The 23,878-nt window shown below is 44.1% G+C and carries 26 protein-coding genes; 13 read left to right on the top strand and 13 right to left on the bottom strand.

Features of this window, described 5'->3' with window-relative positions; translation table 11 throughout:
- Positions 1-191: 191 nt before the first annotated feature.
- The 8 genes from ACZ5V1_RS09735 (at position 192) to ACZ5V1_RS09700 (ending at position 10,166) form a co-directional block, all read left to right on the top strand.
- Positions 192-1,244 (top strand): protein-glutamate methylesterase/protein-glutamine glutaminase, encoded by a 1,053-nt coding sequence (locus ACZ5V1_RS09735; RefSeq protein ID WP_464388675.1) that lies wholly within the window; start codon positions 192-194, stop codon positions 1,242-1,244.
- Positions 1,245-1,281: 37 nt separating this feature from the next.
- Positions 1,282-3,204 (top strand): HEAT repeat domain-containing protein, encoded by a 1,923-nt coding sequence (locus ACZ5V1_RS09730; RefSeq protein ID WP_464388674.1) that lies wholly within the window; start codon positions 1,282-1,284, stop codon positions 3,202-3,204.
- Between the two features lie 12 nt (positions 3,205-3,216).
- Positions 3,217-4,095: a CheR family methyltransferase gene (locus tag ACZ5V1_RS09725; protein WP_464388673.1), complete on the top strand. Its 879-nt coding sequence runs from the start codon at positions 3,217-3,219 to the stop codon at positions 4,093-4,095.
- A 36-nt stretch (positions 4,096-4,131) separates the two neighbouring features.
- The gene (locus ACZ5V1_RS09720) at positions 4,132-4,908 is read left to right on the top strand and encodes a ParA family protein (protein WP_464388672.1); all 777 of its coding nucleotides are present in this window, start codon (positions 4,132-4,134) and stop codon (positions 4,906-4,908) included.
- Positions 4,902-5,852, top strand: a complete 951-nt coding sequence (locus tag ACZ5V1_RS09715) for a chemotaxis protein CheW (protein ID WP_464388671.1) — start codon at positions 4,902-4,904, stop codon at positions 5,850-5,852. Before ACZ5V1_RS09720 ends, ACZ5V1_RS09715 begins: the two co-directional genes overlap by 7 nt.
- A 12-nt stretch (positions 5,853-5,864) precedes the next feature.
- Positions 5,865-6,233, top strand: a complete 369-nt coding sequence (locus tag ACZ5V1_RS09710) for a response regulator (RefSeq protein WP_160715154.1) — start codon at positions 5,865-5,867, stop codon at positions 6,231-6,233.
- A 210-nt stretch (positions 6,234-6,443) separates the two neighbouring features.
- Positions 6,444-9,434 carry a chemotaxis protein CheA gene (locus tag ACZ5V1_RS09705; protein ID WP_464388670.1) on the top strand — a complete coding sequence of 997 codons (2,991 nt, stop codon included), beginning with the start codon at positions 6,444-6,446 and terminating at the stop codon, positions 9,432-9,434.
- 108 nt (positions 9,435-9,542) lie between these two features.
- A complete protein-coding gene (locus ACZ5V1_RS09700) occupies positions 9,543-10,166 on the top strand; it encodes a YigZ family protein (protein ID WP_464388669.1) in 624 nt (207 codons plus the stop codon).
- A 56-nt stretch (positions 10,167-10,222) separates the two neighbouring features.
- On the opposite strand, the gene pgl is transcribed toward ACZ5V1_RS09700, so the two are convergent.
- Positions 10,223-10,957 carry a 6-phosphogluconolactonase gene (gene pgl, locus ACZ5V1_RS09695; RefSeq protein WP_464388668.1) on the bottom strand — a complete coding sequence of 245 codons (735 nt, stop codon included), beginning with the start codon at positions 10,955-10,957 and terminating at the stop codon, positions 10,223-10,225.
- 105 nt (positions 10,958-11,062) lie between these two features.
- Complete coding sequence (locus ACZ5V1_RS09690) at positions 11,063-11,560, bottom strand: hypothetical protein (RefSeq protein ID WP_464388667.1); 498 nt, start codon at positions 11,558-11,560, stop codon at positions 11,063-11,065.
- Between the two features lie 221 nt (positions 11,561-11,781).
- Between ACZ5V1_RS09690 and ACZ5V1_RS09685 the strand changes: the two genes are divergently transcribed.
- From ACZ5V1_RS09685 to yjgA, 3 genes are all read left to right on the top strand, one after another.
- Entirely contained in the window at positions 11,782-12,108 is a 327-nt protein-coding gene (locus ACZ5V1_RS09685) for a hypothetical protein (RefSeq protein ID WP_464388666.1), read from the top strand.
- Between the two features lie 77 nt (positions 12,109-12,185).
- Entirely contained in the window at positions 12,186-12,491 is a 306-nt protein-coding gene (locus ACZ5V1_RS09680; protein WP_160715166.1) for a hypothetical protein, read from the top strand.
- Between the two features lie 96 nt (positions 12,492-12,587).
- On the top strand, positions 12,588-13,109 hold the full coding sequence (gene yjgA / locus ACZ5V1_RS09675) for a ribosome biogenesis factor YjgA (RefSeq protein WP_464388665.1): 522 nt from the start codon (positions 12,588-12,590) through the stop codon (positions 13,107-13,109).
- Positions 13,110-13,235: 126 nt separating this feature from the next.
- Here yjgA and ACZ5V1_RS09670 read toward each other — a convergent pair whose 3' ends face one another.
- The 4 genes from ACZ5V1_RS09670 to ACZ5V1_RS09655 form a co-directional block, all read right to left on the bottom strand.
- Complete coding sequence (locus ACZ5V1_RS09670; RefSeq protein WP_464388664.1) at positions 13,236-14,348, bottom strand: tetratricopeptide repeat protein; 1,113 nt, start codon at positions 14,346-14,348, stop codon at positions 13,236-13,238.
- 71 nt (positions 14,349-14,419) lie between these two features.
- Positions 14,420-14,878: a hypothetical protein gene (locus ACZ5V1_RS09665; RefSeq protein ID WP_464388663.1), complete on the bottom strand. Its 459-nt coding sequence runs from the start codon at positions 14,876-14,878 to the stop codon at positions 14,420-14,422.
- A 247-nt stretch (positions 14,879-15,125) separates the two neighbouring features.
- Complete coding sequence (locus ACZ5V1_RS09660; RefSeq protein ID WP_464388662.1) at positions 15,126-16,631, bottom strand: hypothetical protein; 1,506 nt, start codon at positions 16,629-16,631, stop codon at positions 15,126-15,128.
- A 35-nt stretch (positions 16,632-16,666) separates the two neighbouring features.
- A complete protein-coding gene (locus ACZ5V1_RS09655) occupies positions 16,667-17,320 on the bottom strand; it encodes a histidinol phosphate phosphatase domain-containing protein (protein ID WP_160715176.1) in 654 nt (217 codons plus the stop codon).
- Positions 17,321-17,602: 282 nt separating this feature from the next.
- On the opposite strand from ACZ5V1_RS09655, the gene rbr reads away from it, so the two are divergent.
- On the top strand, positions 17,603-18,187 hold the full coding sequence (gene rbr / locus ACZ5V1_RS09650) for a rubrerythrin (RefSeq protein ID WP_464388661.1): 585 nt from the start codon (positions 17,603-17,605) through the stop codon (positions 18,185-18,187).
- 97 nt (positions 18,188-18,284) lie between these two features.
- On the opposite strand, the gene ACZ5V1_RS09645 is transcribed toward rbr, so the two are convergent.
- From ACZ5V1_RS09645 to ACZ5V1_RS09620, 6 genes are all read right to left on the bottom strand, one after another.
- On the bottom strand, positions 18,285-19,139 hold the full coding sequence (locus tag ACZ5V1_RS09645) for a hypothetical protein (protein WP_464388660.1): 855 nt from the start codon (positions 19,137-19,139) through the stop codon (positions 18,285-18,287).
- 119 nt (positions 19,140-19,258) lie between these two features.
- Positions 19,259-19,591: an SMR family transporter gene (locus ACZ5V1_RS09640; RefSeq protein ID WP_464388659.1), complete on the bottom strand. Its 333-nt coding sequence runs from the start codon at positions 19,589-19,591 to the stop codon at positions 19,259-19,261.
- Entirely contained in the window at positions 19,584-19,922 is a 339-nt protein-coding gene (locus ACZ5V1_RS09635) for a DMT family transporter (protein WP_464388658.1), read from the bottom strand. Before ACZ5V1_RS09635 ends, ACZ5V1_RS09640 begins: the two co-directional genes overlap by 8 nt.
- 218 nt (positions 19,923-20,140) lie before the next feature.
- Positions 20,141-20,725 carry a bifunctional nuclease family protein gene (locus ACZ5V1_RS09630; protein ID WP_464388657.1) on the bottom strand — a complete coding sequence of 195 codons (585 nt, stop codon included), beginning with the start codon at positions 20,723-20,725 and terminating at the stop codon, positions 20,141-20,143.
- Entirely contained in the window at positions 20,719-22,074 is a 1,356-nt protein-coding gene (miaB, locus tag ACZ5V1_RS09625) for a tRNA (N6-isopentenyl adenosine(37)-C2)-methylthiotransferase MiaB (RefSeq protein WP_464388656.1), read from the bottom strand. Before miaB ends, ACZ5V1_RS09630 begins: the two co-directional genes overlap by 7 nt.
- Positions 22,075-22,116: 42 nt before the next feature.
- Complete coding sequence (locus ACZ5V1_RS09620) at positions 22,117-22,359, bottom strand: hypothetical protein (protein ID WP_464388655.1); 243 nt, start codon at positions 22,357-22,359, stop codon at positions 22,117-22,119.
- Between the two features lie 266 nt (positions 22,360-22,625).
- On the opposite strand from ACZ5V1_RS09620, the gene ACZ5V1_RS09615 reads away from it, so the two are divergent.
- Positions 22,626-22,829, top strand: coding sequence for a heavy-metal-associated domain-containing protein (locus tag ACZ5V1_RS09615; protein WP_464388654.1), 204 nt, complete (start codon positions 22,626-22,628; stop codon positions 22,827-22,829).
- Between the two features lie 391 nt (positions 22,830-23,220).
- On the opposite strand, the gene ACZ5V1_RS09610 is transcribed toward ACZ5V1_RS09615, so the two are convergent.
- On the bottom strand, positions 23,221-23,700 hold the full coding sequence (locus tag ACZ5V1_RS09610) for a ferritin-like domain-containing protein (RefSeq protein WP_464388653.1): 480 nt from the start codon (positions 23,698-23,700) through the stop codon (positions 23,221-23,223).
- Positions 23,701-23,878: the final 178 nt, after the last annotated feature.

Here is a 23,878-nt window from a genome sequence, read left to right as displayed (position 1 = left end):
GTTAGCTGGTACTGTATGGAGAATGCATGCAAAAAATGTTTTTCCTTAAAATAGCGAATAGTTGCCTATTGTAAAATAATTAGAATTCTCTATGGTGTTCTAAACAGACAGGAAGCGACATACAGTATGTTGCTGTTGGAAGAATGTGCATACTGTACTGATCCGTTGGAAAATGTGAACAGGAGATTCTGTTGATTAGGGTTGTAGTAGTAGATGACTCCGCTTTTATGCGGAAAGCGCTGACAACAATGCTGGAGAAGGATCCAGATATTAAAGTTGTAGCAACAGCACGTAACGGTGCAGATGGACTTACTGTCATCAGACAGCACGATCCTGATGTTGTAACACTTGATATCGAGATGCCCCAGATGGACGGCCTTACGGCACTCCGACATATTATGATGGAGATGCCGCGTCCTGTTTTGATGATCAGTTCCCTTACTATGGAAGGTGCAGAGTCAACACTTAAAGCTATGGAGCTTGGTGCTGTTGATTTTATTCCAAAGCAGCTTTCCAAGGTTTCTCTTGAGATCGTCAAAATTGAAAAAGATCTTCAACAAAAAGTAAAACACGTATCTCGCCGTAAAATCCGTGCTCCACGCACCAGTCGACCGCCACTTGCGGCAAAGGCTGCTGCACGCATAGCACCTCCTGTTATGCGCGGGAGACCAAAGCGTGATGTTGTCGCCATTGGTGTTTCTACTGGCGGCCCTCCTGCGGTGCAGAAGGTGTTATCTAAACTTCCCGCAAATTTCCCTGCTGCTATTTTAATAGCACAACACATGCCTGCTGCGTTTACCGGTCCATTTGCTAAACGCCTTGATAGTGTTTGTCAGATTAAAGTGAAAGAAGCATCAGGTTCTGAGCCAATCGCACCCGGCACTGCATATATTGCGCCGGGGGGAAAGCACATTGTGTTGCAGCAGCGTGGTTCCAGAATGGAAGTTGTGGTGAAGGAAGAGCCTGCCGATGCGTTGTATAAGCCATCTGCTAACGTGTTGATCGAGTCTGTTGCCAAAGCACAAGGACGTCGTGCGGTGGGGGCAATTTTTACTGGTATGGGGAATGATGGCTTGCTTGGAATTCGTGAATTAAAAAACAGAGGCGGCTATATTCTAGCTCAGAATGATGCCTCGTGTGTTGTTTACGGAATGCCAAAGGCCATTGTGGATGCAAAGCTGACCGACGAGATTTTGGATATCGATGATATGGCGGCAGCTCTGATGGCAAGCATTTACAAATAATGTATGCGGAATTTCCGCTAACGAAGAAGGTACATGTATGTCTGGATGTGACAAAATTTTAAATCAGTTACGCTCTGATGATTCCGAGTCCGTTCGTGATGCAGCCTTTGTTGCAGGTTCAGAAAAGATGGAGTGCGCGGTTCCGGAACTCATCCGGCATATACAGGAAGGCAACTTAGGGGTGCAGGAAGCTGCAGATCGTGCTCTTCGTGTTATCCGCGGGAAAAAAACTGTTCAAACAGTAATTCCATTACTTGCTTCCGAAGAAGCTCCGGTACGTAACGCTGCAATGGATATTTTGCGCGAAATTGCCGAAGACGATCTCGAAAGTGTGATGAGCCAACTTGGTAGCACAGATCCTGATCTTCGAATTTTTGTTTCGGATATTTTAGGTTCTTCCAATAGTCTGTTTGCTGTTGCACCACTCTGTGATGCTCTGCTTAAAGATGAAGAAGTTAACGTTCGTTATCAGGCTGCTGTCAGCTTGGGAGAACTTGGCTTTTCTGATGCAGCAGATAGTCTGATTCAAGCATTGGAAGATGAAGAGTGGGTACAGTTTTCTGTAATTGAAGCTCTTACTAAAATTGGTGCAGCGCAGACTGCCGGTGCGTTAGTTCGTGCTCTTGGACATTCCACTCCGCTTGTAGCTTCCATGATTGTTGAAGCACTTGGTGAAATGGGTGACCTTAAGATTGTCCCACTGCTTATAGAACAGATGAAAACAGCACCTGCACCATTACAAAATAAAATTTGCCGCGCTGTTGTCCAGCTTTTGGGGGATAAGACTCTTGAATTGCTTCCGGCTGAAAAGCGGGATCAGTTTAACAATGCTTTGCTTGCTGCTCTTGAAGATGAAGATGAGCAGATTCAGCTTGCAGCTTTACGTGGTCTTTCAACCGCCAAAGGTGATGAGGCAACACAGAAAGTGATGAGCACCGTCGCCACTTTCAATGTTGATCGCGATACCGATAAGCTTATTGCCGCTGTAGAGTGCCTTGCACATCTTGGTTGTAATAACGCCATGCTGGACGTGTTCCTCGAAGACAACGAGCTTGCTTTGCGTGTTGCGGCGGAAGCCGTTTCCCGTATGTCTGAAGACGAGATGAAGAAAGCCATTCCGACTATTCTTTCCGTATTCAATGACAAAGGGCTGTTTGTACAGCGCGACCTCATTACAGTGCTTGTTAAAGCTGCTGGTTCTTCAGAGGAAGAGTTCTTCCAGAATATGTTGAAAGAACACACCGATGAATTGATTCTTAAGAAAGCATTGTACTTCCTTGGTGAGAATTCAAATTCTCCTGAGAGTGCAGAAATGATTTTCGAAATGCTGTCTCATGAGTCCTTTGAAGTGAAGGATGCAGCATTAGAAGCCGCAGTCGCCATGAATAATGAAATGCTTTGGATTCGTTTTGTATCCAGAGTGGAAAGTGAAGATGCTACAGAGCGCATGATGGCAGTCTACGCTCTTGGTAAATCCATGAATGATGTTCATGTTGAGCTGCTCAAAGAAGCACTTTCCGACCCTGTTGTTGATGTTCGACTTGTAGCACTGGAAGGACTGATTGCGCTAAGCTCTGAACCTGCAACTCTTGTTGATCAAGTTCAGGCTCTGCTCCATGACAGCAACAGAGATATTCGACTTGCAGTCATTGATATGATTGGCAAAACTCAGTCTGAAATCTACCAGGCTGATCTTATTGAAGCTTTGAATGACGAAGATGACTGGGTAGCTGTACGCGCAATCGAGCATCTTGGTGACCTGCACACTGATACAGTGGTGGAGCCATTGCTGAATGTTTTTGCGGCAAGAAGTGTTCTTGTTCAGCATAAGGTAGTAAAAATGCTTGGTAAAATGGGCACAGAACGTTGTTTCGGTGCGCTGTTAACCATGATGAGTCACGATGATCCGGAGATTTGTGAGGCTGCAGAACGAGCGGCAGATCAAATCAGAAGCAGATAGTAGGGGGGCCATGTGTCATCACTTTTCTCGAGATCCACAAGTTTTCAACGGGAGCTTCATGCCAGTGATGAAGAGTTTCGCCAAATCAGAGATCATATCTACGATTTGTGCGGGATTCATATTGCTGACAACAGAAAGTACCTGATTGAAAACAGATTGGCAGCACGCCTGAAAGATTTGAATCTTAAAACGTTTGGTGAATATTACTACTACCTTCGGTACGATAAAAACCGCAGAGAAGAGTTGAATAAACTCTACGAAGTGATTACGACAAACGAGACAAGTTTTTATAGAAATCCACCACAACTTAAGGTTTTCCAAGAGGTTGTGCTTAAAGAAATGTTGGACGCACTCAGAGCAAAACGTAGCCGCAGGCTCCGTATCTGGTCTGCTGGCTGTTCCTCCGGTGAAGAACCATATACTTTGGGCATAATTTTGCATGAGGTTCTTAAGTCTGAAATTGCTTCCTGGGACATCAAGATCACAGCAAGCGATATTTCCACTGCAGTTCTCGGCGCTGCAAAGAGCGGAATTTATTCCGACTATGCGCTGCGAACCACTCCTCCTGAAATTACTCGTAAGTATTTTAAGAAGGATGGAAGGGAATATCATCTTGCAGATAACGTGAAAAAACTTGTTAGGTTTGACCAGTTGAACCTTAACGATAAGTTGCAGATGAAACGGATTGAGCGGTCTCAGATTATTTTCTGTAGAAACGTAATCATCTATTTTGATGATGAAATGAAGACTCGGGTTATGAGTTCTTTCTACGATAACCTCCAGCCTGGAGGTGCCTTGTTGATTGGACATTCTGAGTCATTGCATAATATATCTCGGGCATTTAGACCTGAACATCATAAGGGTGCAATCGTTTATCGCAAAGATTCTTAATCTGAAGCAGCGGGGCATCCTGTAGAGGAGTATAGTTTGAACGCCAAAGTTCTGGCTATCGCCAACCAAAAAGGCGGCGTGGGAAAAACTACCACAACTGTCACCCTCGGTGCAGCGTTGGCACGTATGGATAAGAAGGTTCTCATTATGGATCTTGACCCTCATGCGTGTGCTTCTGTCCACTTGCGTTTTTTTCCGGATACAGTGCAGCGCACAACATATGATTTGTTTACAGCGCCGCGTAAGGTTTGGCCGTTGTTATGGAAGCAGTTAATCGATAGAAAAGATGGTCAATATTTTGACGTTGCACCTGCATCTATCAGGCTTTCAGAGCTCGAGGTTGATCTTAAGGAAAAACATGGAAAGGGCAGTTTGCTTAAATCTGCACTCGAAGAGGTTCGTGATCAGTATGACTATATCCTCTTGGACTGTCCGCCCCAGCTGGGGATGCTTCAGGTAAATGCGATTGTTGCTTGTGATCTGTTAATTATACCCATTCAAACAGATTTTTTAGCGTTACATGGGCTGAAATTGCTTTTTGATACACTACGCACCCTTAATAAGGTTCTGCCAAAACCAGTTACGTATCGGGCATTGGCTACAATGTATGATAAGCGAGCGGGGGCGTGCCGCAGGGTACTGGATCTGCTCGGTAGAAAAATGGGGGATTTAATGTTTTCCTCAGTAATTGGAGTTGATACCCGTTTTAGGGACGCAAGTGCTCTGGGTAAGAGTGTATACGAAATCGATGCATCCTGCCGTGGGGCACGTGGGTATGAGCTTTTGGCAAAAGAGGTAGAAAGCTTATGGTAAAAACTCCTGAAGAATATTTTGAAGATCATTTATTTGATGTAGTGCAGTCTGAACCCGCAAGTACATTTACTGCGGCTGAAGCAGCATTTATGTCAAAGTACCTTGGGGTGAATGAAGCAGAAGCATTAGAGCGACTTGGATTGAATAAGTCCATTGAGCCGGAATGTGTTCTTACTGCGGTTGGCTCATCGTATGAGACTTCCGAAACTGTAGAACCGATTCCGACAGTTACGCTTGCTGCTCCTGCAGAAGAACTTGTCCAAAAGATGAATACGCCTTCATCTTTTGAAGAAGATGAGGCTAAAGTCTCGTCTACTGCACCAAGAGCGCAGGCTCCTGAGATTGCAGTTGCTGAACCTATTCAGGATGTGGTTGCAAATTCTGCAAGCCAATCCGCTACGAAAGACAGTTCAGACGTTGAGACACAGGCTCCAGTGGCTGGAGAGGGAAGTTGGCAGGGTGGCTTAGAGAGAGAACCAGATTTACTTGAACAGCTTCGTAATGAAAGCGAATTGCAAATGGTCAGCTTTTTTCTTGGACGCCAAGAATTTACTGTTCCAATTAACGCAGTTCAGGAAGTAATCCGGAGCTTGCCAGCTACCAAACTTCCCGTTGCACCACCCTTTGTGACCGGAGTCATTAATTTACGAGGAATAGTAACGCCGATTATTCAATTGCGGGAATTACTCGGCATTGCTGGTTTAGAAGAACAAGAGCGGTCAGATAAATTTATTGTGGTTTGTAAACGGCACGGACTTCAGTTCGGGCTTGTTATCGATACTGTACACACCATGTACAGAGTGCCGCAGGATTCCATTGACTGGGCTGTTGAATCACATCTGGGAATCGCAGTTCAGTATATCTTTGGTTTAATGAAATCTGAAGACTCGCTCATAAGTATTATTTCTGTTGATAATATTGTTGAAGCCATTCTTGAAGGATAGAGAGCGCTAAAAATGAGTAAACATATTCTGATTGTAGACGATTCCAAGACAGTTCGAAATCTCGTAGCGTTTATTATGAAAAATGAAGGCTTTAAGGTTACTGCTGCGGAAGACGGTCTTGATGGTTTGGAAAAATTGTATTCCTGTGGAGCTGTTGATCTAATCATTACAGATATCAACATGCCGCACATGGACGGTTTTACCTTCATTGAAAACGTGCGCAAGCAGGACACATACCGGGACATGCCTATAGTTGTTCTTTCTACTGAAGGACAGGAGCAGGATATCAAGCTTGGTATGAGCCTTGGAGCGAACCTGTACATGGTAAAGCCAGCACAGCCGGAAAAAATGGTTCGAAACGTTCGAATGTTACTTGGCTAACCGACGTTGTGATCTTTTTGCTACTGCAAGTGGTTGCTTGCAGTAGCTTTTCTGTGACCTAAATGCGTTCTGCACGTCATCGGTTTGTTTTTTCTTTATGTTTTCTAATTATCTGTAAAATACTACCGATATTATATTAGACAGAGAGTAGGCGGTTGTTGGGCTTGCCTGCATTATGCGTTTTTCACTACATCCATTTGGGGACAAAGTATGAGCCAAGATTTTTTAGATCCGGAAATTTTTGCTGATTTTATTATCGAAGCAAAAGAACATCTGGAGACTATCGAGCCAAACTTGTTGGAACTTGAAAAAGATCCGGAAGATACCTCGTTATTGAATGAAATCTTTAGGCCGATGCACTCATTAAAGGGCGCATCCGGTTTTCTTGGTCTCAATAAAATGAACACACTTGCGCACCGTGCTGAAAACATCATGGACGAGTTGCGCAAAGGGACTATGGCAGCCACTCCTGCGATAATGGATGTGATTCTTGAGGCTACAGATGCTTTACGTAAGATCATCGATAACCTTGAGAATGAGGGGGAGGAAGGCGACGTAGCAACTGAGCCGATTAACCAGACACTTGATGCGCTGCTTGCTGGAGATGTTCCGGCACCGGCAGCAAGTGTTGCTGAATCTAATGAACCAGAACCTGCCGCTGTTGAAGATACGCCTCTCGAAGCTGTGCAGGAAGACAATTTTATTGAATTAGAAGAAGCTGAGCTGGATACCGGCAGCCGTGTTGTCGTAGACCTTCCGGAAGGCGAGCCTTACTCGCTCACGTCTTTTGGTGAGGGACATCTACGAGACTTTATTGAAGAAGCCATTGAGAACACAGCCGACCTGAGTAATGGTCTTCTAGAACTTGAGCAGAATCCAGATGATAACGATGCTCTTGTAAATGACCTATTCCGTTTTTTCCATAACTTGAAAGGTAATAGCGGGATTATAGGGTTTCATGAGCTGAACAGCCTTACACACGAAGCTGAAACACTGCTTAACCGAACTCGTAAAGGTGAGCTTCCTGTTACTCAGGGACTTATTGATACCTTGCTTCGCTGTGTAGATTTTATTGATACACTTGTTAATAAAATTGATGCTGAATCCGGTCTTGTTCCACAGTTCGATCTTTCCGAAATTTTATCTGTATTGCGCCACGCTGTAGAGCATGGTGAATTCCCTGAAGTTGCTAAGGACGCACCAGCGCCTGCACCAGTGGAAGAACCTGTTGAAGAAGTGGAAGAGATTCCAGAGTACGACAAAGAAGACATGGATATCTTCATCGTAACTCTTACTCAGCAGCGTGTTGCAGTAGAACTTGCAGTCAAAGAATTAGAAAAAGATTCTTCTCAGGAAGAGTATATTAACAGCCTGTATCGCAGCCTTGTTACCACGCAGAATTCATGCAGCTATATGCAGTATGATAAGCCACGTGTTCAAGCAGAGCGTACAGCAGGTCTTGTGGATTCCGGTCGAAATGCCGACATGGACTTTGCACTTATGCTCGATTTGTTGCTTCAGGAAATTGAAATTCTGAACGATATGATTGATGCAGAGTTGACCGTTTTCTCTCTTTGCATTGATACCAGTGGACGATTAAAAGGTGTGGGTGAGCGTTCCCCTGAGCCGCAAAAAGAATTGGAACTTAATCTTGAATTGCCGGATTCCGGCAACGCCGATTCTCCTGTTTCTTTTGTTGCTAATGCTCTTGTTGAAGAGCCGGAACCAGCACCGGTTCAGGAAGCTCCTAAGCCAGCTCCAAAAACTGCTGCGCCAACTGCGTCAACTGAGTCGGTTGAACCCGTAGAATCGGTTAAGCCAGTTGCAGAACCTGCACCTAAATCAACAGCTAAGCCTGCATCGAAACCAGAGCCTAAGCCAGAAGCGAAAGCAGCACCTAAGCCGGAAGCGAAGACAGCTCCAAAACCGGCAGCAACTCCCGCGCCAGCTAAGGCGAAAGAAAAGGCGAAAGAAAAGGCACCTGCAAAACAGCAAAAGCCTAAATCTTCCAGTACGATTCGTGTTGACCATGAAAAGCTTGACCATTTGATGAACCTTATCGGTGAGCTTATCATTAACCGAAATAGGTACACCATGCTTGCCCGTAACCTTGAAGACGGACAGAACGTAGACATTCAGGAAGTTGCTCAGTCTTTGACTGAAACAACATACGCAATGGCACGTATCTCCGACGATCTTCAGGATACAATCATGAAGGTTCGTATGGTTCCCGTGTCTTCAGTATTCTCCCGTTTCCCGCGTTTGGTTCGAGATCTTTCTCGCAAAAGCGGCAAGCAGGTAGAACTGATTATGGAAGGCGAAGAAACAGAACTGGATAAAAGTGTTGTCGAAGTTATCGGTGATCCACTTGTTCACCTTATTCGAAATGCAATGGACCACGGTGTAGAGTCTGAAGAAGATCGCCTGAAAGCAGGTAAGCAGGGCAAAGGCACAGTCCATCTGCGCGCATATTACCGAGGTAACTCCGTAGCCATCGAAATTGAAGATGATGGTAAAGGAATTGATCCTGAAAAAATGCGTGAAGTTGCTGTTAAGAAAGGTATTCTCGGTGCTGATGAAGCAAAGCTCCTTGATGATCGAGAAGCAATGGAACTGATTTTTGCACCGGGCTTCTCGTCTGCTGAAACGATTACAGATATTTCAGGCCGAGGTGTTGGTATGGACGTAGTTCGTACTAATATTAAAAACCTTAAGGGTAGCGTGTCCATTAATTCCGAACTTGGAAAGGGCACTCGTTTTACTCTTACTCTGCCGCTTACACTGGCTATTATTGACGCTCTTATGGTTAATGTTGCCGGTGAAGAATTTGCAATCCCGCTTGATGCTGTTTCTGAGACAACAAAAATCGAAGCAGAACGTCTTACGGATGTGAATGGTCGTAAAGCTGTTACACTGCGTGGTGAAGTTCTTGGTCTAGTCTACATGTCAGACCTGCTCGACTTACCGCGTTCTGAAGAAACAGGCGTGCTCTCAGTAGTTGTTATTCATGATAACGATAGAAGGCTCGGACTTGTTGTAGATAAGCTGCATGAGCGTCAGGAGATCGTTATTAAGCCACTTGGTGAATACCTTGGAGATCTTAAAGGTATTTCCGGTGCGACAATCATGGGCGATGGTTCTGTAATTCTGATTCTTGACCCGCATGAGATTTACCTGATGGCGACATCTAAAGCGATATAGCTGTCGGATAGTTCATAGAATGTTATAAGAGAGTCTCACAATGAGGCTCTCTTTTTTATTGCCGTAAAAAGAATTGCAAGGAGCTCTTCAGAGGGGTATTTGGATTGCATGTCAGATAGGTACCTTATTCCAGATACGAAACAGTATCGTGTTGAAGATAGCATTAAGAAGAGCCAGTTTATTGTAACGCTGGCTCATACTCCTTCCGTGGAAGAAGCAAAGGCATTTGTCTCTGCTGTTAAAGCAGAGTTCCCAGATGCCACGCATAACTGCTGGGCGTATCAGGCGGGGCCTCCCGGAACGACTGCCATGGTAGGCATGAGTGACGACGGAGAGCCGCACGGTACTGCTGGGAAACCCATGCTTAACATGCTGCTGCATGCTGACGTAGGGGAAGTTGCTGCTGTTGTTACAAGATATTTTGGCGGAGCGAAGTTAGGTACCGGTGGGCTGGTTCGTGCATATTCCGGTATGGTGAAGCTTGGACTGGAAACAATACCTACTCGAGAGAAAATTACACCGGTACGGCTTGAGGTCATTATGGACTATAGCGCCGTGACATTATTTAAGCGAATGCTACCGGAGTATGAGATAAAAGTACTTGATGAAACTTTTGGTGCGGATGTCACTTTTGTTGTTGAGATGCCGAAAGAACACGCGAAGAATTTTTCAGATGCCGTTGTGGAACTTACAAACGGTAATGCCTTGATAGATGATGTTACTGACGCGTAAATGTGAATATAAAAAAAGCCCTTGTTCCTAGGAACAAGGGCTTTTTTTATATAAATTTAACCATTGTATGCGTCTTGATCAACAACCCAGTAGAGTCTTCCCTTATGAGGCTGAACTCTTTGAGCTGGTAGTGTTCTTTCGCCTAACAGGTCGAGAGCCTTTACGAGTACACCATGTTTTTCTTTTCCTTGAATGAGGAAAACACATGCACGTGCATTGTTCAGAACAGGCAACGTGAGCGTAATGCGCCAAGCTTCCATTTCACGAATATACTGATCTGTTACCAGTCTGTTGGTAATCTCTATGCCATCATACCCAGGGAAGAGCGAGGCTGTGTGCCCATCTGGTCCCATCCCGAGCAGGATGAAGTCAAAGCGTGGAACCTCGCCATCGGCAAGTTGGAAGTGGCGACGGAGAAGGCTTTCATATTCATCCGCAGCTTCCTGCGAATTGATCTCACCTTTCATTCTATAAAAATGGGTTGCTGATACTTTATGAAGCAACTCTTCTTTTGCAAGTCGATAGTTGGACTGCTCATCATCCGGCCCAACACTTCGTTCATCCACCCAGTAAAAGTTTACCTTTTCCCATGGAATGTCCGCACAGAACTGCGCTGATGCAAGAACTTCAAAAAAGAGTTTCGGCGTATGGCCGCCGGAAATTGCTACGTTGTATTCTCCGCGCTTTTCGACTGCGTCGTGGCAACGGTCAACAAAGATTGTTGCGGCATGGCGGGCGAGATCCTGTGGGGATTCAGTAACAGAAAGAGTCAGATCAATAGTTTTTGTCATAGTGCCTCCGTATTGCTCAACAACGGTGCAGCTATGATGGGCACTGCGCCGTAGTATATTTGTTAAACAGCATGGTTGCATACTTTGTTCACTATTAAAACGGTTTTATTGCTGCAAAGTGTCTTTGCGGGGCAGAAAGGTTGATCGCAGAAAATTTGAGCTGAAGAAGTTCATAGGATTTCGGGATATTGCATCCGGAATAATATGATACCAGCGATAGCCAAGCTTTTTAAAATAGGTAGCAGTAAGGTGGCGGTGTCCTGTTTCTTTTGCTGCAAGAAGGGCAGCATCGCGTTGGCAGCGAGAAGTAGAGACCAGCTTGAGGATACGCGGGGTGAATCCTCTGCGCGAAAAGATAGCTTTGATTCTTTTGAATTCTCTGAAGCGGGAAAAGGCGTCAGCCTGACATAAAATAACGCCCCAGCCAAAAAGTGCAGAAAGCACAAAAAGAACAGTCCCATAGACAGAAACCCCATTATTCAGCATGAAATGGGCCTCAATGTAAAGTGTTGTAGCTACAAACAACAATGTTAGCGCGGTTGCATGTGGAAACGGTGCAACTTTAATGTAACGGATGATAGTTCTGTATAATGGGGTTCGCACTGTTGTAGTACCTATGTCATGCTTACATGTAATTTATTAACGGTAAGGTCGAGATAAGATGTGTTGTAATATAAAAAGCGTGGTTGCTAAACAATAATTAAAGACTAAGAGAGTTACAGAGAACAAAGAAAATTGTATATCTGAAAGCCTTTGATACAGCATTCTTTGTGTTGCATTATAGTAAGATAAAAATCCTATTATTGTAGAAGAAGGAGCAGCACATGAAAGAATCCAATGTTAGACTAGAGATTATTGAAAAAATTAAGACTGAGTATAACGCAACCGGTGCCATTCATATTGATTATGAGGATATAAAACTAAACGATGATGGAAAAGATGCATTAATCAAGAGTGCTGAAACATTAGCAGAAAGATTGGGGCTACATCATCATAACCTCCAAAAGCACCTTTATAATAATATATACTACATTGAACCCTCAGGGCCGCTTGTAGTGGCTATATCTTTGCCTGAGCAAAAAATTGAAATGTTTGCACAGATGCCTCAATCAATGTGGTCGTTTAGGTTAAACAACAGGTTTGTAAACTGAAATAAACAGCCACCGTACACGTTGTATCGTGATTTAGTATAATATGTATCGGTAGGCTGTTCAAGCGCGGAGATAGTATGCAATTATCAATGAGACAATACTATTTAGCAAAGAAACTGCAAACAGAACGGTTTGGGGAAATAGCCGTTCCTGTTGATCCAGAGCGGATTCTTTTGCACCATGAGGCAACAACCGTTGTGCGCTCGGCCGCAGATCAGGTTGCAAGTGAATCGGCAGTTACACGGGATGAAATTATTTCCCGCTTGTTCGATAATGTTTTCAGATTGGAGCCGTCAGATACTCTGATGTTGCTTATTGAATTGCCGAGACATGATATTGAATTTTATGTGGAGCTACCGAGCGCGTTGTGGAATTTTAGATAATGACTGTTTTTGTGTGAGGAAAAGCGCTCTTGTGTATGCAGAGGCTTTACGAATGTAATTCCCTGCGGTAGAAGCAGACCATCTTGGAGGTCTAAGATGGTTACAGATAATGAACAGGAAGTGGAATTTGAAGAGGACGACGGATATTTAAGCCGTTCAGAAAAGAAGCGCCGCAGCACAGCTATTCAGAAAATTGGAGAAGAACTGGCATCTTATCCGATCAGCGCTATTCGTTCTTTTAATCTTCCGGATTTCTTGATGCAGGAATATGAAGAACTGCACACAATTACTAAGCACGAAGCCAAACGCCGTAAAATGCAATATATTGGTAAAATGCTTCGTGAAGTAGATATCGAGCCTATTAGGGCGCGTATTGAGGAAGCACAGGAAGGTAAAGCTGCTCAGAGTGCTGATTTTCATCACTTGGAGCGCTTGCGTGAACGCTTGATTCAAGGTGATAAAGAAGCACTTAATACGATTGTTGATTCATATCCGAATGTGGATATGCAGAAACTTCGTCAGCTTGTGCGTAATACAAAAAAAGAAATGGAAAAAGAGAAGCCGTTAAAATCTTCTAAATTACTTTTCCGCTATTTGCGCGAACTGGATCAGGGCTAATAACTCTTCCTGTACACAGACTTTTGTGCATAAAAATGCCTCGAAAGAATTTCTTTCGAGGCATTTTGTTTTTAGTACTGATTGAGCAAAAAAGCATTTTGTCGCATGTGGCCTGTCATTGCTTCATTATGGATGCTGGAATGACTGGTAGGCCTGATAGCTGTATTTAGCTACAGAAACAATTTCAGATAACGCTGGATAGCTGTCTAGCCAGTTTACCTTCTTCTGCCTCGAGGGGTGCCGCCGGGCAGGAGCACCTACAATTCTCTTGTATAGGAGCTTTGCTTTTTCTTCGTGACCTTGCTCATAAATCTTTTTGCATATCCCTTTTGCAGCTTGCTGCGGGGCTCTTGTGAACATGCAGGCACGAGAAATTTGTTGATGCAGGTGTACGCCGGGGCTTAATTTTTCACCGTGCAAGTATGCAGAAGCTGCGTTTGTAAAATCACCTTCCTGCAGGAGTGATTTTGCGGTGGTGTATAACGGATTTTCTTTTTCCTGAGTCTCATACAGTGGCTTCAGTGCGTTTGCGGCACCTTCATAGTCATGTTGAGCCATGTAAATATCGCCAGCTACATTAAGCTCTTGTACGTACTGTTCTTTATCCCTTTTCCCTTTCCATGCTTTAGCACGTCCAACATAGGCAGCACCGTGCTTTGGATTAAGGGAAATGGCCTGAGAAAACGTTTCGATAGCGCTGTCCCAGTGGTGATTTTTCAGTAGCTTTTTGCCGCGTTCACAAAGAGTGTCTGCTGTGTCCGGTTCCGGTGCAAGTAATGCCTTAGGCTCTTGGGAACTTTGTGGCTGTGCAGATGTGGGAATTGCTATGCCGTAGGTATTACGTACGGCATGAATCACTTGCTGCACTAGTCCGTCCATTGTGTATGGTCGGGCTAAAAAAGATGAGTGCCCTAACGTGAGAGTACGCATCACAAAATCTTTTGTCGGTGAAGTTGAAACTGCAAGAACAGGAACACCTATTTGGGGTCGAATGCTTTTGAGCTTATCTATCAAATAGTGAGCGTCGCCATCTTTCATCTGAGCACCGCAGAGTATCAAGTCAAATGAATCAATTTCACCTGACTGAGCCTTGGATAACGAGCGAAACGTTCCAGAGACTGAATCTACTATTAGTGCACTACGGATTCCAATGCGAAACAGCATTTTTCTATCTAATGCGGCTTCAGCACTGTTTCCATTGATGATGAGTGCATGTTCAGGTTTTTTGGGTGTGCTCATGTAGCGCCTCTATAGTATAACTTAACTAAGTGGTTGCGGGATTCTGTGCTGGGGAAACGTCGCTGAATAAGTTAGTCGTGTATCGCCTGTTTTTCAGTGAGAGAGTCGGCAAGTTTTTCGGAAGAAGCTGCATAGGCATGTAGGGGAATTACTTTGCCCATTTTTCTTTCGTTTGGATGTGCTTGCTGGGCTGGTTGAACATTGTATTGTTTACCACAACGCCAGCATATTTTTTTATTACTACCATGCGGCAGACGTACGAGCATCCCTTCTTCTTTACAGCATTCTGCGCAGAACGGACCGTGTCGGACACTGCCTGTTTTTAGCCAATAGTAGTTGCCGTCAAAAATCAGGTTTTTAGAAAAATGAAGAATGTCATCATATTCTTTTACCTGAATCTTGAGCGTAGATACCTGATCACAAAGCGAAATATACTTCGTCTGAAGTTCTTTCAGAAGATGCTTTGCTTCGCGGTTTTTTCCTTTCAAATAAAGTTCGCTAACTTCTTTGAATTTAGAGTAGTCGAGCATTAACTGCCTCTTATGCGAGTTTGAAGTTGTCTTACTACAACTATCGGATTGCAAAGAGAAATCTTTAAAAAACGGGACAGGTTAAGCGTTATACTCTTATTAGATCTGGTATTCTGTACAATCATAAAAGGCACGAAGTCAACGAAGATGCTTGATATGCAAAGAAAAAAGTAATTTAATGGCGGTATGTTGGAGATAAAAAAAGGCTGCACCTCACAGTGCAGCCTTTAGTATGAATAAATGAAGATTAACGGGAAGAGATTTTGCGTTCAAACTCAACAAACTTCGCTTCAAGGTTCCATTGCTTGCGTGCTTTAGGGCTTTCGTCCAGCAGCTTTTGGCATAGACCTGTTTTTTTGTTTGTTAAGGAATCGCTGCATTCGTTGCCCATAGAGTAGGGGCTTACGCTTTTCCATAAACTCTTACCCGGAAGCAGACTGTATTCGAGGCTGTTTCGCACCAATCTTTTCAGGTCAGTATAAGACAGATTGTAGTCATGTGCTGCGCGTACGTATTCATTAGTAATATCAATGCGGGTTAACCCGGCGTTTTCAGTTACGAGAACAACTGGAACATTGTATTTCTGTAAAATAGGAAACGGGTTATCTTCAGCTGAAATGGAACGAACAACCTCTTCACCGGTGAGAGCTACTTCAACCGGAATTTTCTGCTCGGAAAGAGTTTTAAGCAGCTCAAATGGATTGTTTTCGTACATGATAGCAGAGCCATGGCTAATTCGTGTGGCATTCCCTTTGGTCACTGCCATACGAATTCTATCTTTAAATCTTGAAGGCTGAATCATGCCGAATTCAAGGTATCCGGCAGTGATAATAGTTTTAACGTCGGCGTAAGCTTCCATGCTTGTGAGCGTGTTAAGCATCTCAATTTGCAGATCGTAGTCACGCAGGGCAACTGGGTGTTCTTCGTCACCGGTAAGGGCTACACCTACAAATCGTGGATCAGCAGCGGCTGTTTTAAATGCATAGATAAGTTGTGCAAAAACGGAAGACGCAGGCTGTGTGCGGTCAACACTTGCGATCATGCGAATCATGACAGACTGTTCAACGCCATTTTGCAGGTACTTTTTTGTACTTGCCATCAAAGAGTTGATGCGTTCTTTACCTGTTTCTATGGATGACATGGCTGGCAGGGTAGACAGCGTTGAGTACATGTCATTCGGTGTGCCTTTCCACTCTTTCTTGCCGGCATCTTTTATAAGCTTTTCCGGAGCCCACGGTAGAAGTACTTCAAGATAATCCAGATGTTGGTATGCTGCGCTTTCCACAACAGAACCGAGCAGGTATCCGAATTGATCCGGAGTTATTTCGTTCAGCGAAATTAGTTCTTGTTTTGAATTAAAAGATGATGACGCAGAAAGTTGCTTAATGGCTTTTTGATAATTTTCTTCAGAATCAAAGAATTTTTTGGCTGGAGATGTGCCTGGAGGGCACGTATTATTTAACGGGGGCACTGCAAAGTAGCTGGGCAGGGTGATGCAGTAGTTTTCTCTTTCAGCCAGCAGCAGGTAATCTTCTGGATAGATAGATTCTTTTAATCTGACACGCAGGTCGCCGCCCTTAGGCATGCCGGAAACAAATCCGCGGAGAGTAAGCGGGTGTGTGCGAATGGTTTCGTAAAATGCCTGTGTGCTTTTTTCGTTTGCTGAACTTGATTGTTCTGCAAAAACAGGAGTCGCAGTGAGTGCAAGCAGAAAAGTCAGTGCAGAGGCAATAATGTTTTGAGCAGAATTCATAAAAACTCCTGAAATCAAAAGGTGCTGGCGTGTGGTTACAGCATCATCATTTTAGAAACGATCATGCGCGAATTGTTTTCTGTTTGTTGATATAGTTCTTTAGACATTCCTGCGCCAAGTGCAATAGCGCGTCGCCTGTCTTTATTGATAAAATCGTATCCTCGGTACCCGCCATTGTTAAGAATAAGCGGAGCGCCTGTAAGACCTGCCGCTTTAACAATGTGGCCGTTTGTTAGCCCATGCTCTGCACGGGCTGTAATCTCAAGATACACATTTTTTTCAGCTGCAAGCGTGGCTTCCTGTTCTGTAATGAGTCCGGGGTGAGCCAGGTAGTCTGCGCCACCTTCAATTGCAGCAAGGTTGGTTCCCTCATCCACAATGTCGGCAATGGTTTGCCCGTGCACACAAATAATCTGTGCGCCCATTTTCCTTGCTTCTGCAATGGTGTCGGGAATAAGCTGTGGGGGAACATGTGTAAGCTCAACCCCTGCATATAAATCGATGCCTGAATACAAGGAGTAGGTACGAATCATAGGCAGCAGGCTTTCCAGCACTCGCTGCATATTGGTGGCGTCCACATGCTCTGTAAATGCGATAGCCCGGTAACCTGCCGCTTTGGCAAAGCGCATTGCTGCGGCCGGAGTCTGGTCGCCTGTGCTGAGAGAGGTGTGAACATGAAGGTCAATCATTACGTAATATCCTGTTGTTTGAATGCGCCTGCATAATGGGTATAGTGTGCAGCAAACGCAACACCTTACTGTATACTGGGTGGCTAGGCACTTTGTCCACAATGAGTGGAGCATAAAATTCACTTTGCCTACTAAGAATCTTGAAAAGAAGTGTAGTGTGAATGCGTGTTTTCTCAAGTATTTATAATTTAATTAAAATTTCCTTGCGCATAGATATCATATTGGTATAGAAGAAAAAAAGAACTTAACAAGAATCATTACTAATTAGTTAGGAGTAAATACATGAGTAAGCTTAAAGGCACCAAAACCGAGAAGAATATCTTAACAGCATTTGCCGGTGAGTCTCAGGCTCGTAACCGTTATGATTTCTTTGCGGGTGTTGCAAATAAAGAAGGGTATGTTCAGATTTCTAAAATCTTTGAAGAAACTGCATTACAGGAAAAAGCTCATGCTAAACGCCTGTTCAAGTTTTTAGAAGGTGGCGAAGCTGAGATTACAGCCTCATTCCCTGCAGGTATTATTGCTGACACTGTTACTAACTTGAAAGAAGCTGCTGCTGGCGAACGTCATGAATACATGGAAATGTATCCTGAATTTGCAGAAATTGCGGCTCAGGAAGGATTTCCTGTAGTTGCTTCAGCAATGCATTCTATTGCAATTGCAGAGAAGCATCACGAACAGCGTTACCTTGCGATGATGAACTCAATTGAGAATGGTGACATTTTCAAAAAAGCAAAGCCAGCAGTTTGGCGCTGCATTAACTGTGGTTACGTTCATGAAGGTTTAACTTCTCCGGAAGTTTGCCCTGCTTGCAACCATCCGCAGAAGTACTTTGAAGTAAGCCTCGAAAAATGGTTCATGCCATAGCGGGTAAGAATTATACGGTAGTGTACGCATGTAATTAGCGTACATTTCAAAAATTAAATAATAAAAAAGGTGAGGGGCATAAGCCACTCACCTTTTTTTATTTATTTTTAGAACCGCCAGCTGCGATAAAATCGGTAACAGACTTACGCAGTGCTTCTTTTAAGTCTGGGCGTTGCCGGACTGTTAAATATGATTCTATGAATATTTCAGATTCTTCTAAGCTTGCATCATAACGTTTGCAGAAAAGGCTATGCAGCACCCCATGCTTGGAGCGTTTTAAATTCATGAAGCGCCATGGGTAGAAGTTGTCGAAGTCATAAAAATGCAGATCATATGTCTCGCCTTTTGGACGGACAGAAATGTTTTTGTCGGTATCTTCTGTGTAGATTCCAAGATTATGCAGTTCTGCCATTTTTTGCCCAAACAGGATGAAAAAGGCATTACGTTTTTCTTGTGTAAAATCGTGAAGCATTTCGCGGAAGTCATAGAAGTAGATGTCTGTTTCTTCAAGTTTTCGTGTGAAGAGAACTGTTTCTGTACACGGATGCAATCTGTTGCCTGACAGCAGAGCTAGTGGCTCTGTTGTTGGAATGTTGTTTTGCATCAAGTAACACATCGTGCTGAAATTCCGGCGTGCTTCAGAAAAGAAGAAGCTATGCAGCAGGGCATGCTTGTAATCGTTACGGGTGTAGATTTTAGGAAAAACCTCAATACCGTCGATTGTGAATGAAATATCGTTAAGCGCTTCACGCTTTTTATTTTTAGAATGGAATTCTTTAGGAAGTGCGGTTGAGCGAACTTCCGCCCATTTAACTTTAAGCTTTTCAATAAATGAATCAGAAATTTGTGGGGCAACACGCCAGACGTTAGTGTTGTCTGCAAGTGTTTTGCCGTTGAAAAGCGCGGCCATATTTTTGAGTGTCGTGATTGCCGGAGAGTCTGGTCTACTCATGTGTGTTCACCTGTTATGTCTGTATTCTGTAACGTTTGTGGGGTCATAGCACAAACAATAGTGAAAGGGTATAGAAGCCTTTTCTTGATTAAAAACAGATCATTACTGATTGATTTTTATTAATGTACAGCTGGTGTTGTAACATTAATAAGTACAATTCCTATAATCATAAGAAGGATTGGTGGAATGATACGCGGGCTGAGATGAACATGGAAAGCGACACGATCTACAATAAAACTGCCGATAATACCGCCTACGCCCCAAAGTGCATACGCAACTGACAGGTGGAAATATGAGAGAGCTGGCTTAAGCATTAAGAATGCGCAGATAACAAGGACAATAGAAAGGATACCCCAGCGCTTTAAGGAGAATCCTCTAGAACGTTTGATGGCCCAGTTCGCAGCAATATCCAGCCCTACTGACCCGAGAATCCAGAGTAGAGCATTAATCATGAGAGCGCCTCATGACGTGATGCAACCAGATGAGGCCGGACATGACGCAGGCGATGCCGATAAGTTTAAGTGGTGGCATTGGTTCGTTAAATAAAAAGAAACTTGTCACAGCAACAAGTGCAAGACCCACGCCTTCCCAGCACGTGTATGCAATGCCGAGAGGAATGCGTAACACAGCCTTTGATAGAAGGTAGTAAGACAGCGCAATAAATACGCTGGTGGCAACGACACCGACGCGTCCGGAATGAATATCATCAAAAGCTTTAAGCGATGTTGTTCCGGCAATTTCACTTACGATTGCTGCTAACAAAAACAGCCAGTAACGGAGCATAATTCCTCCTGACTTTTGTGCATGCGCAGGAATGGCAATTCGTTGTGGATGATAGTTCATTGTGAGTTTCCAAATCGATGAAAAATGAGATGCGCGGGTGGCGGAGACGTCAACGAGGCATGAAGTATGGGGTAAGGGAGACTATTATCCTATGATTCGTAAAGGTAAATAAAAATAATACATAAAAAAAGCGCCCTACAGAGTAGAGCGCTTTCATTTTACATTTTATATTTGGTGCCTGGCTGCATTTTTTTTAGCAGGTCGGCAAGAGATTCATCATCTCTTTTTGGGTCAGATGCTTGTGCTAAGCGTTTTGAATCTTCCTGTGTCTGTTGGCTGTTCTGTGCAGAACGCATCATCTGAGCTGCGCCATCAGTTGCAGGATCGTTCGGTTGCGGAGTTCGACCGGTTTCGTCGCTCGTTGCGTCCAACACGTTTCTGGATACAAGAATTGGTATTCCAGCACGCAGGGCAAGTGCAACGGCATCGGATGGTCTACAGTCAATCCGGCTGCGTTTCCCACCCATGTCGACATCTAATTCCGCAAAGTATGTTCCGTTTTCAACGCGAACAATATCCACTCCCAGTAGCTGGGCTCCTAACTCTTCTATGCTTTTGAGCATAAGGTCATGCGTCAGGGGGCGTGGAACTTCCACCTGGTTAAGGAAGATGGAAATAGCCATTGCCTCCATTGCACCGATCCAGATGTTCAGCATTTTATCGCCTGCCAGATCTTTCAGCATGAGTATGGGGGCTCGGGTCTTTTTATCAAGGGAAAGTCCGGCGACTTCCATTCTTACCATGTGTCTCCTGCCTTTTCAGCAATGAGAGAGTGTCTGGTGGCTTGTGTGACAGTTACAGGAAGAATTTTTCCTGTAACATCTTCACCTTCTGGTAGTGTAACGATCACCAACTGACCATATACATCCCGACCTTGCCAAGACACGCCCTCGGTTCCGGGACGTCTGCTGACTCCTTCGAAAAGAATGTCCAGTTTTTTACCTACCATAGATTGCAGGATACGTTCAGTATTATCAGTCTGCCATGCTTGATAGCGTGACAAACGATCCTGCATGACTTTCTTTTCAACTTTTATCGGAAGCTTTTCAGCTCTCGTGCCCGGACGGTCGGAGTAGTTGAAAGAGAAACTCTGTGCGTAGTCTGCAAATTTTGCAATACGCATAGTCTCAAGGAAATCTTCTTCAGTTTCACCCGGAAAGCCGATGATCATATCTGTCGTTAACTGAATGTCAGGACGAACTGCTCTCAATTTTTCAACAATGGAGAGGTACTTTTCGATATCGTACTTACGACCCATTTTTTTCAAAATGGCAGCAGAACCGGATTGCAAAGGCAGGTGAAGACGTGGACAAAGAACATCCAGTTTACCGAAAGCTTCGATAACTTCATCTGCAATGTCTTTAGGGTGTGATGTGACGAAGCGGAGACGTTTAAGGCCGTCCAGCTCAGCAATTTTGTACAGCAACTCAGTGAATGATGTTCCGTCGCCGTGGCTGTCTTGTCCGAAAGAGTTTACGTTCTGGCCGAGCAGAGTAATCTCGCGGGTACCGCGGGAAAGCAAATCTTTACATTCATCAAGGATAGCCTGAGTCGGGCGAGATTTCTGGCGTCCGCGTGTGTACGGAACGATGCAGTATGCGCAGAAGTTATCACAGCCTGTCATAATATTAACAAAGCTGGAAACTGGTGCTTTTTCTGAAACATCCCAGTTGCCATCGCGATCCGGATATTCTTCTGAAAAATCGAGAAGGCTCATGCGCAAGGAAGGATCATCTACAAGACGATCCAGTGCCTGTGGTGCAGAAGAGAGTCCGTCTGTACCAAAAACAAGGCGTACCTGCTTAAAGCGCTTAAAGAATCCACGACCTACTTGCTGTGCAACACAGCCGCCCACAGCGACAATGACGTCCTCGCGACCTTTGGTCATAACCTTAATGCGTCCGAGGAGGCTGTATACTTTCTGTTCAGGCTTATCTCGAACAGAACAGGTATTTACGATGAAAACAGAAGCATCTTCCGGTTTTTCGCATTCAGTAAAGCCTCTGGATGCAAGAGTACGCTTCAGCCAGTCGGAATCGCTGACGTTCATCTGACAGCCAAATGTCATTATATGAAATTTACGTTCAATCATAAAAAAATCTCGTTATCGTCCGTGGGGTAGACGGGAAGTGTATTATTGAGGAGAGGTTGTGTCGTCTTCTTCACGGAATCGTTCAGGAACAGCTTCGCCAGGTGCACGCATTCCGCCAATGGCGAACAGTGCCATTGGGACAATCAAACAAAGAATGCCCCAGAAGAAAGGATTGCGACCTTTTTTGTGAGCAAATCCTGCGCCGATAAATCCTGCGATAGACCAGATAAGGAACATGTAGATATATCCGGTGTTGGAAAAATCAAGTGCCAGCATATCGTTCATGACAACTCTCCGTAAAATGTATCGTTGCCGCGTAACTGCGGTGTGTATCAATACGGTATAACAGTAGCGGGTGCAAGTGAAGCAAGTCGTATTTCCTATTGGCATGGTAGGGATTACGCGATATAATGAGGACGTATAATAGTTTGTTTCTATTATGGTTATCTTCCGCGGGCTGGCGCTGTTCGTATGATACGTGGAAGATACATTTACCTACCTACGATTATTTTATTTCGTGTATTACATTCCACAAGCTGGAGGAGAAAATTATGGCGACCTTAAAAGTATCTGGAATGCAAAGTCCTGATTGCGCTGCTACCATCTCCAATGTTGTAAAAACTGCGGATGGAGTTGAAGTGGTAAACGTGAATTATGCAACAGGCGAAGTTACTTATGGCCCTACTGAGTGCGTTGATCCTGAACTTATCGCTGAAATGATTAAAGACGCTGGCTACGAGCCTGAAGAAAATTAGTTCCTTATCGGGAATGATGAGGCTTGTCTGAGCGAATTGAGCATTTTGAAAAAACTGAATCTACCCTGTCGCCTCTTTATGGGGCAGATTGTGTTGAGGTTCAGAGTTGCTATCTTGCAGATGAGTCGGCTTCTTTTGCAGCCGAAAAGTAGCATAAAAGCTTAGAAGGTTTCCCTTCTAAGCTTTTTTTGTGGAATACATCAAAGATGATGTGAATGTTTTGGGTGGATGAAGATCATCACAGTATGCCCCAAAGAGTTTTTTTGAGCTATCCAGAGTGAGACAGCAAAGAGAACTCATTTTCATTCTCTGGTTTCAATCCTGAAACCATTTCTAGATTATGTGCAGAAGTGGTTATACGGATTTAAAAACGCCACCCTGATGTTATCAATTACATCTGTGAGTACATAGCCTGCAGTCTGATGAGGTGAAGTTTTTCTTCCTGAGCACATTCGCGTACTGCTGCTTTTTCAGAATCCGGCACAAAGGTTTCCATTTCGATGAAAAAGAGAAGAGTGTCTTTTTCGAAACTCATTGCCATTCTGATAGCTTCTTTTTCGTCGTCCATGGCTGACATCCGTTTCTCAACGGCTTCATCGGAGAACAGAGCGTGAGATTCGATTAGTCCTTCGATGTATGAGCTATACTCGTCGGTTGTAGCCCAAGCCGGTAGTTCAATATTACCGAGGCGATCTACGAGTGCCTGAAAGATACCTTGGTGTTTTGTTTCTTCAACGGCAAGGTAGTGGAAGAGTTCGCGTGTTTTTTCAGTTTTAGCGGCTTCTTCCAGACGCAGATAAAACTCGCGGCCTTTCTTTTCAATTTCTACTGCAATCGTAGCTATTTCGTTAGCTTTAAAAAATTTTGCCATGATATCTCCTCGTCTTGTTTGTTGCGTGAAATGTACAGTGCGTCGTTTTTGACGTTGCGTTGTATGTGGTTCTAATGAAATTTGAAGGAATCTACTACAACTGTGCACAGGAAAAGGCCAAGTCGTCAATCTCTACGTATCTTATGCTGATTCTGTACCTTCGCAAAAGTATACGACG

Source organism: Halodesulfovibrio oceani subsp. galateae, from assembly GCF_055397225.1.
The sequence above is the reverse complement of the archived record's forward strand: the minus strand, read 5'-3'. Positions and strand labels throughout refer to the sequence as shown.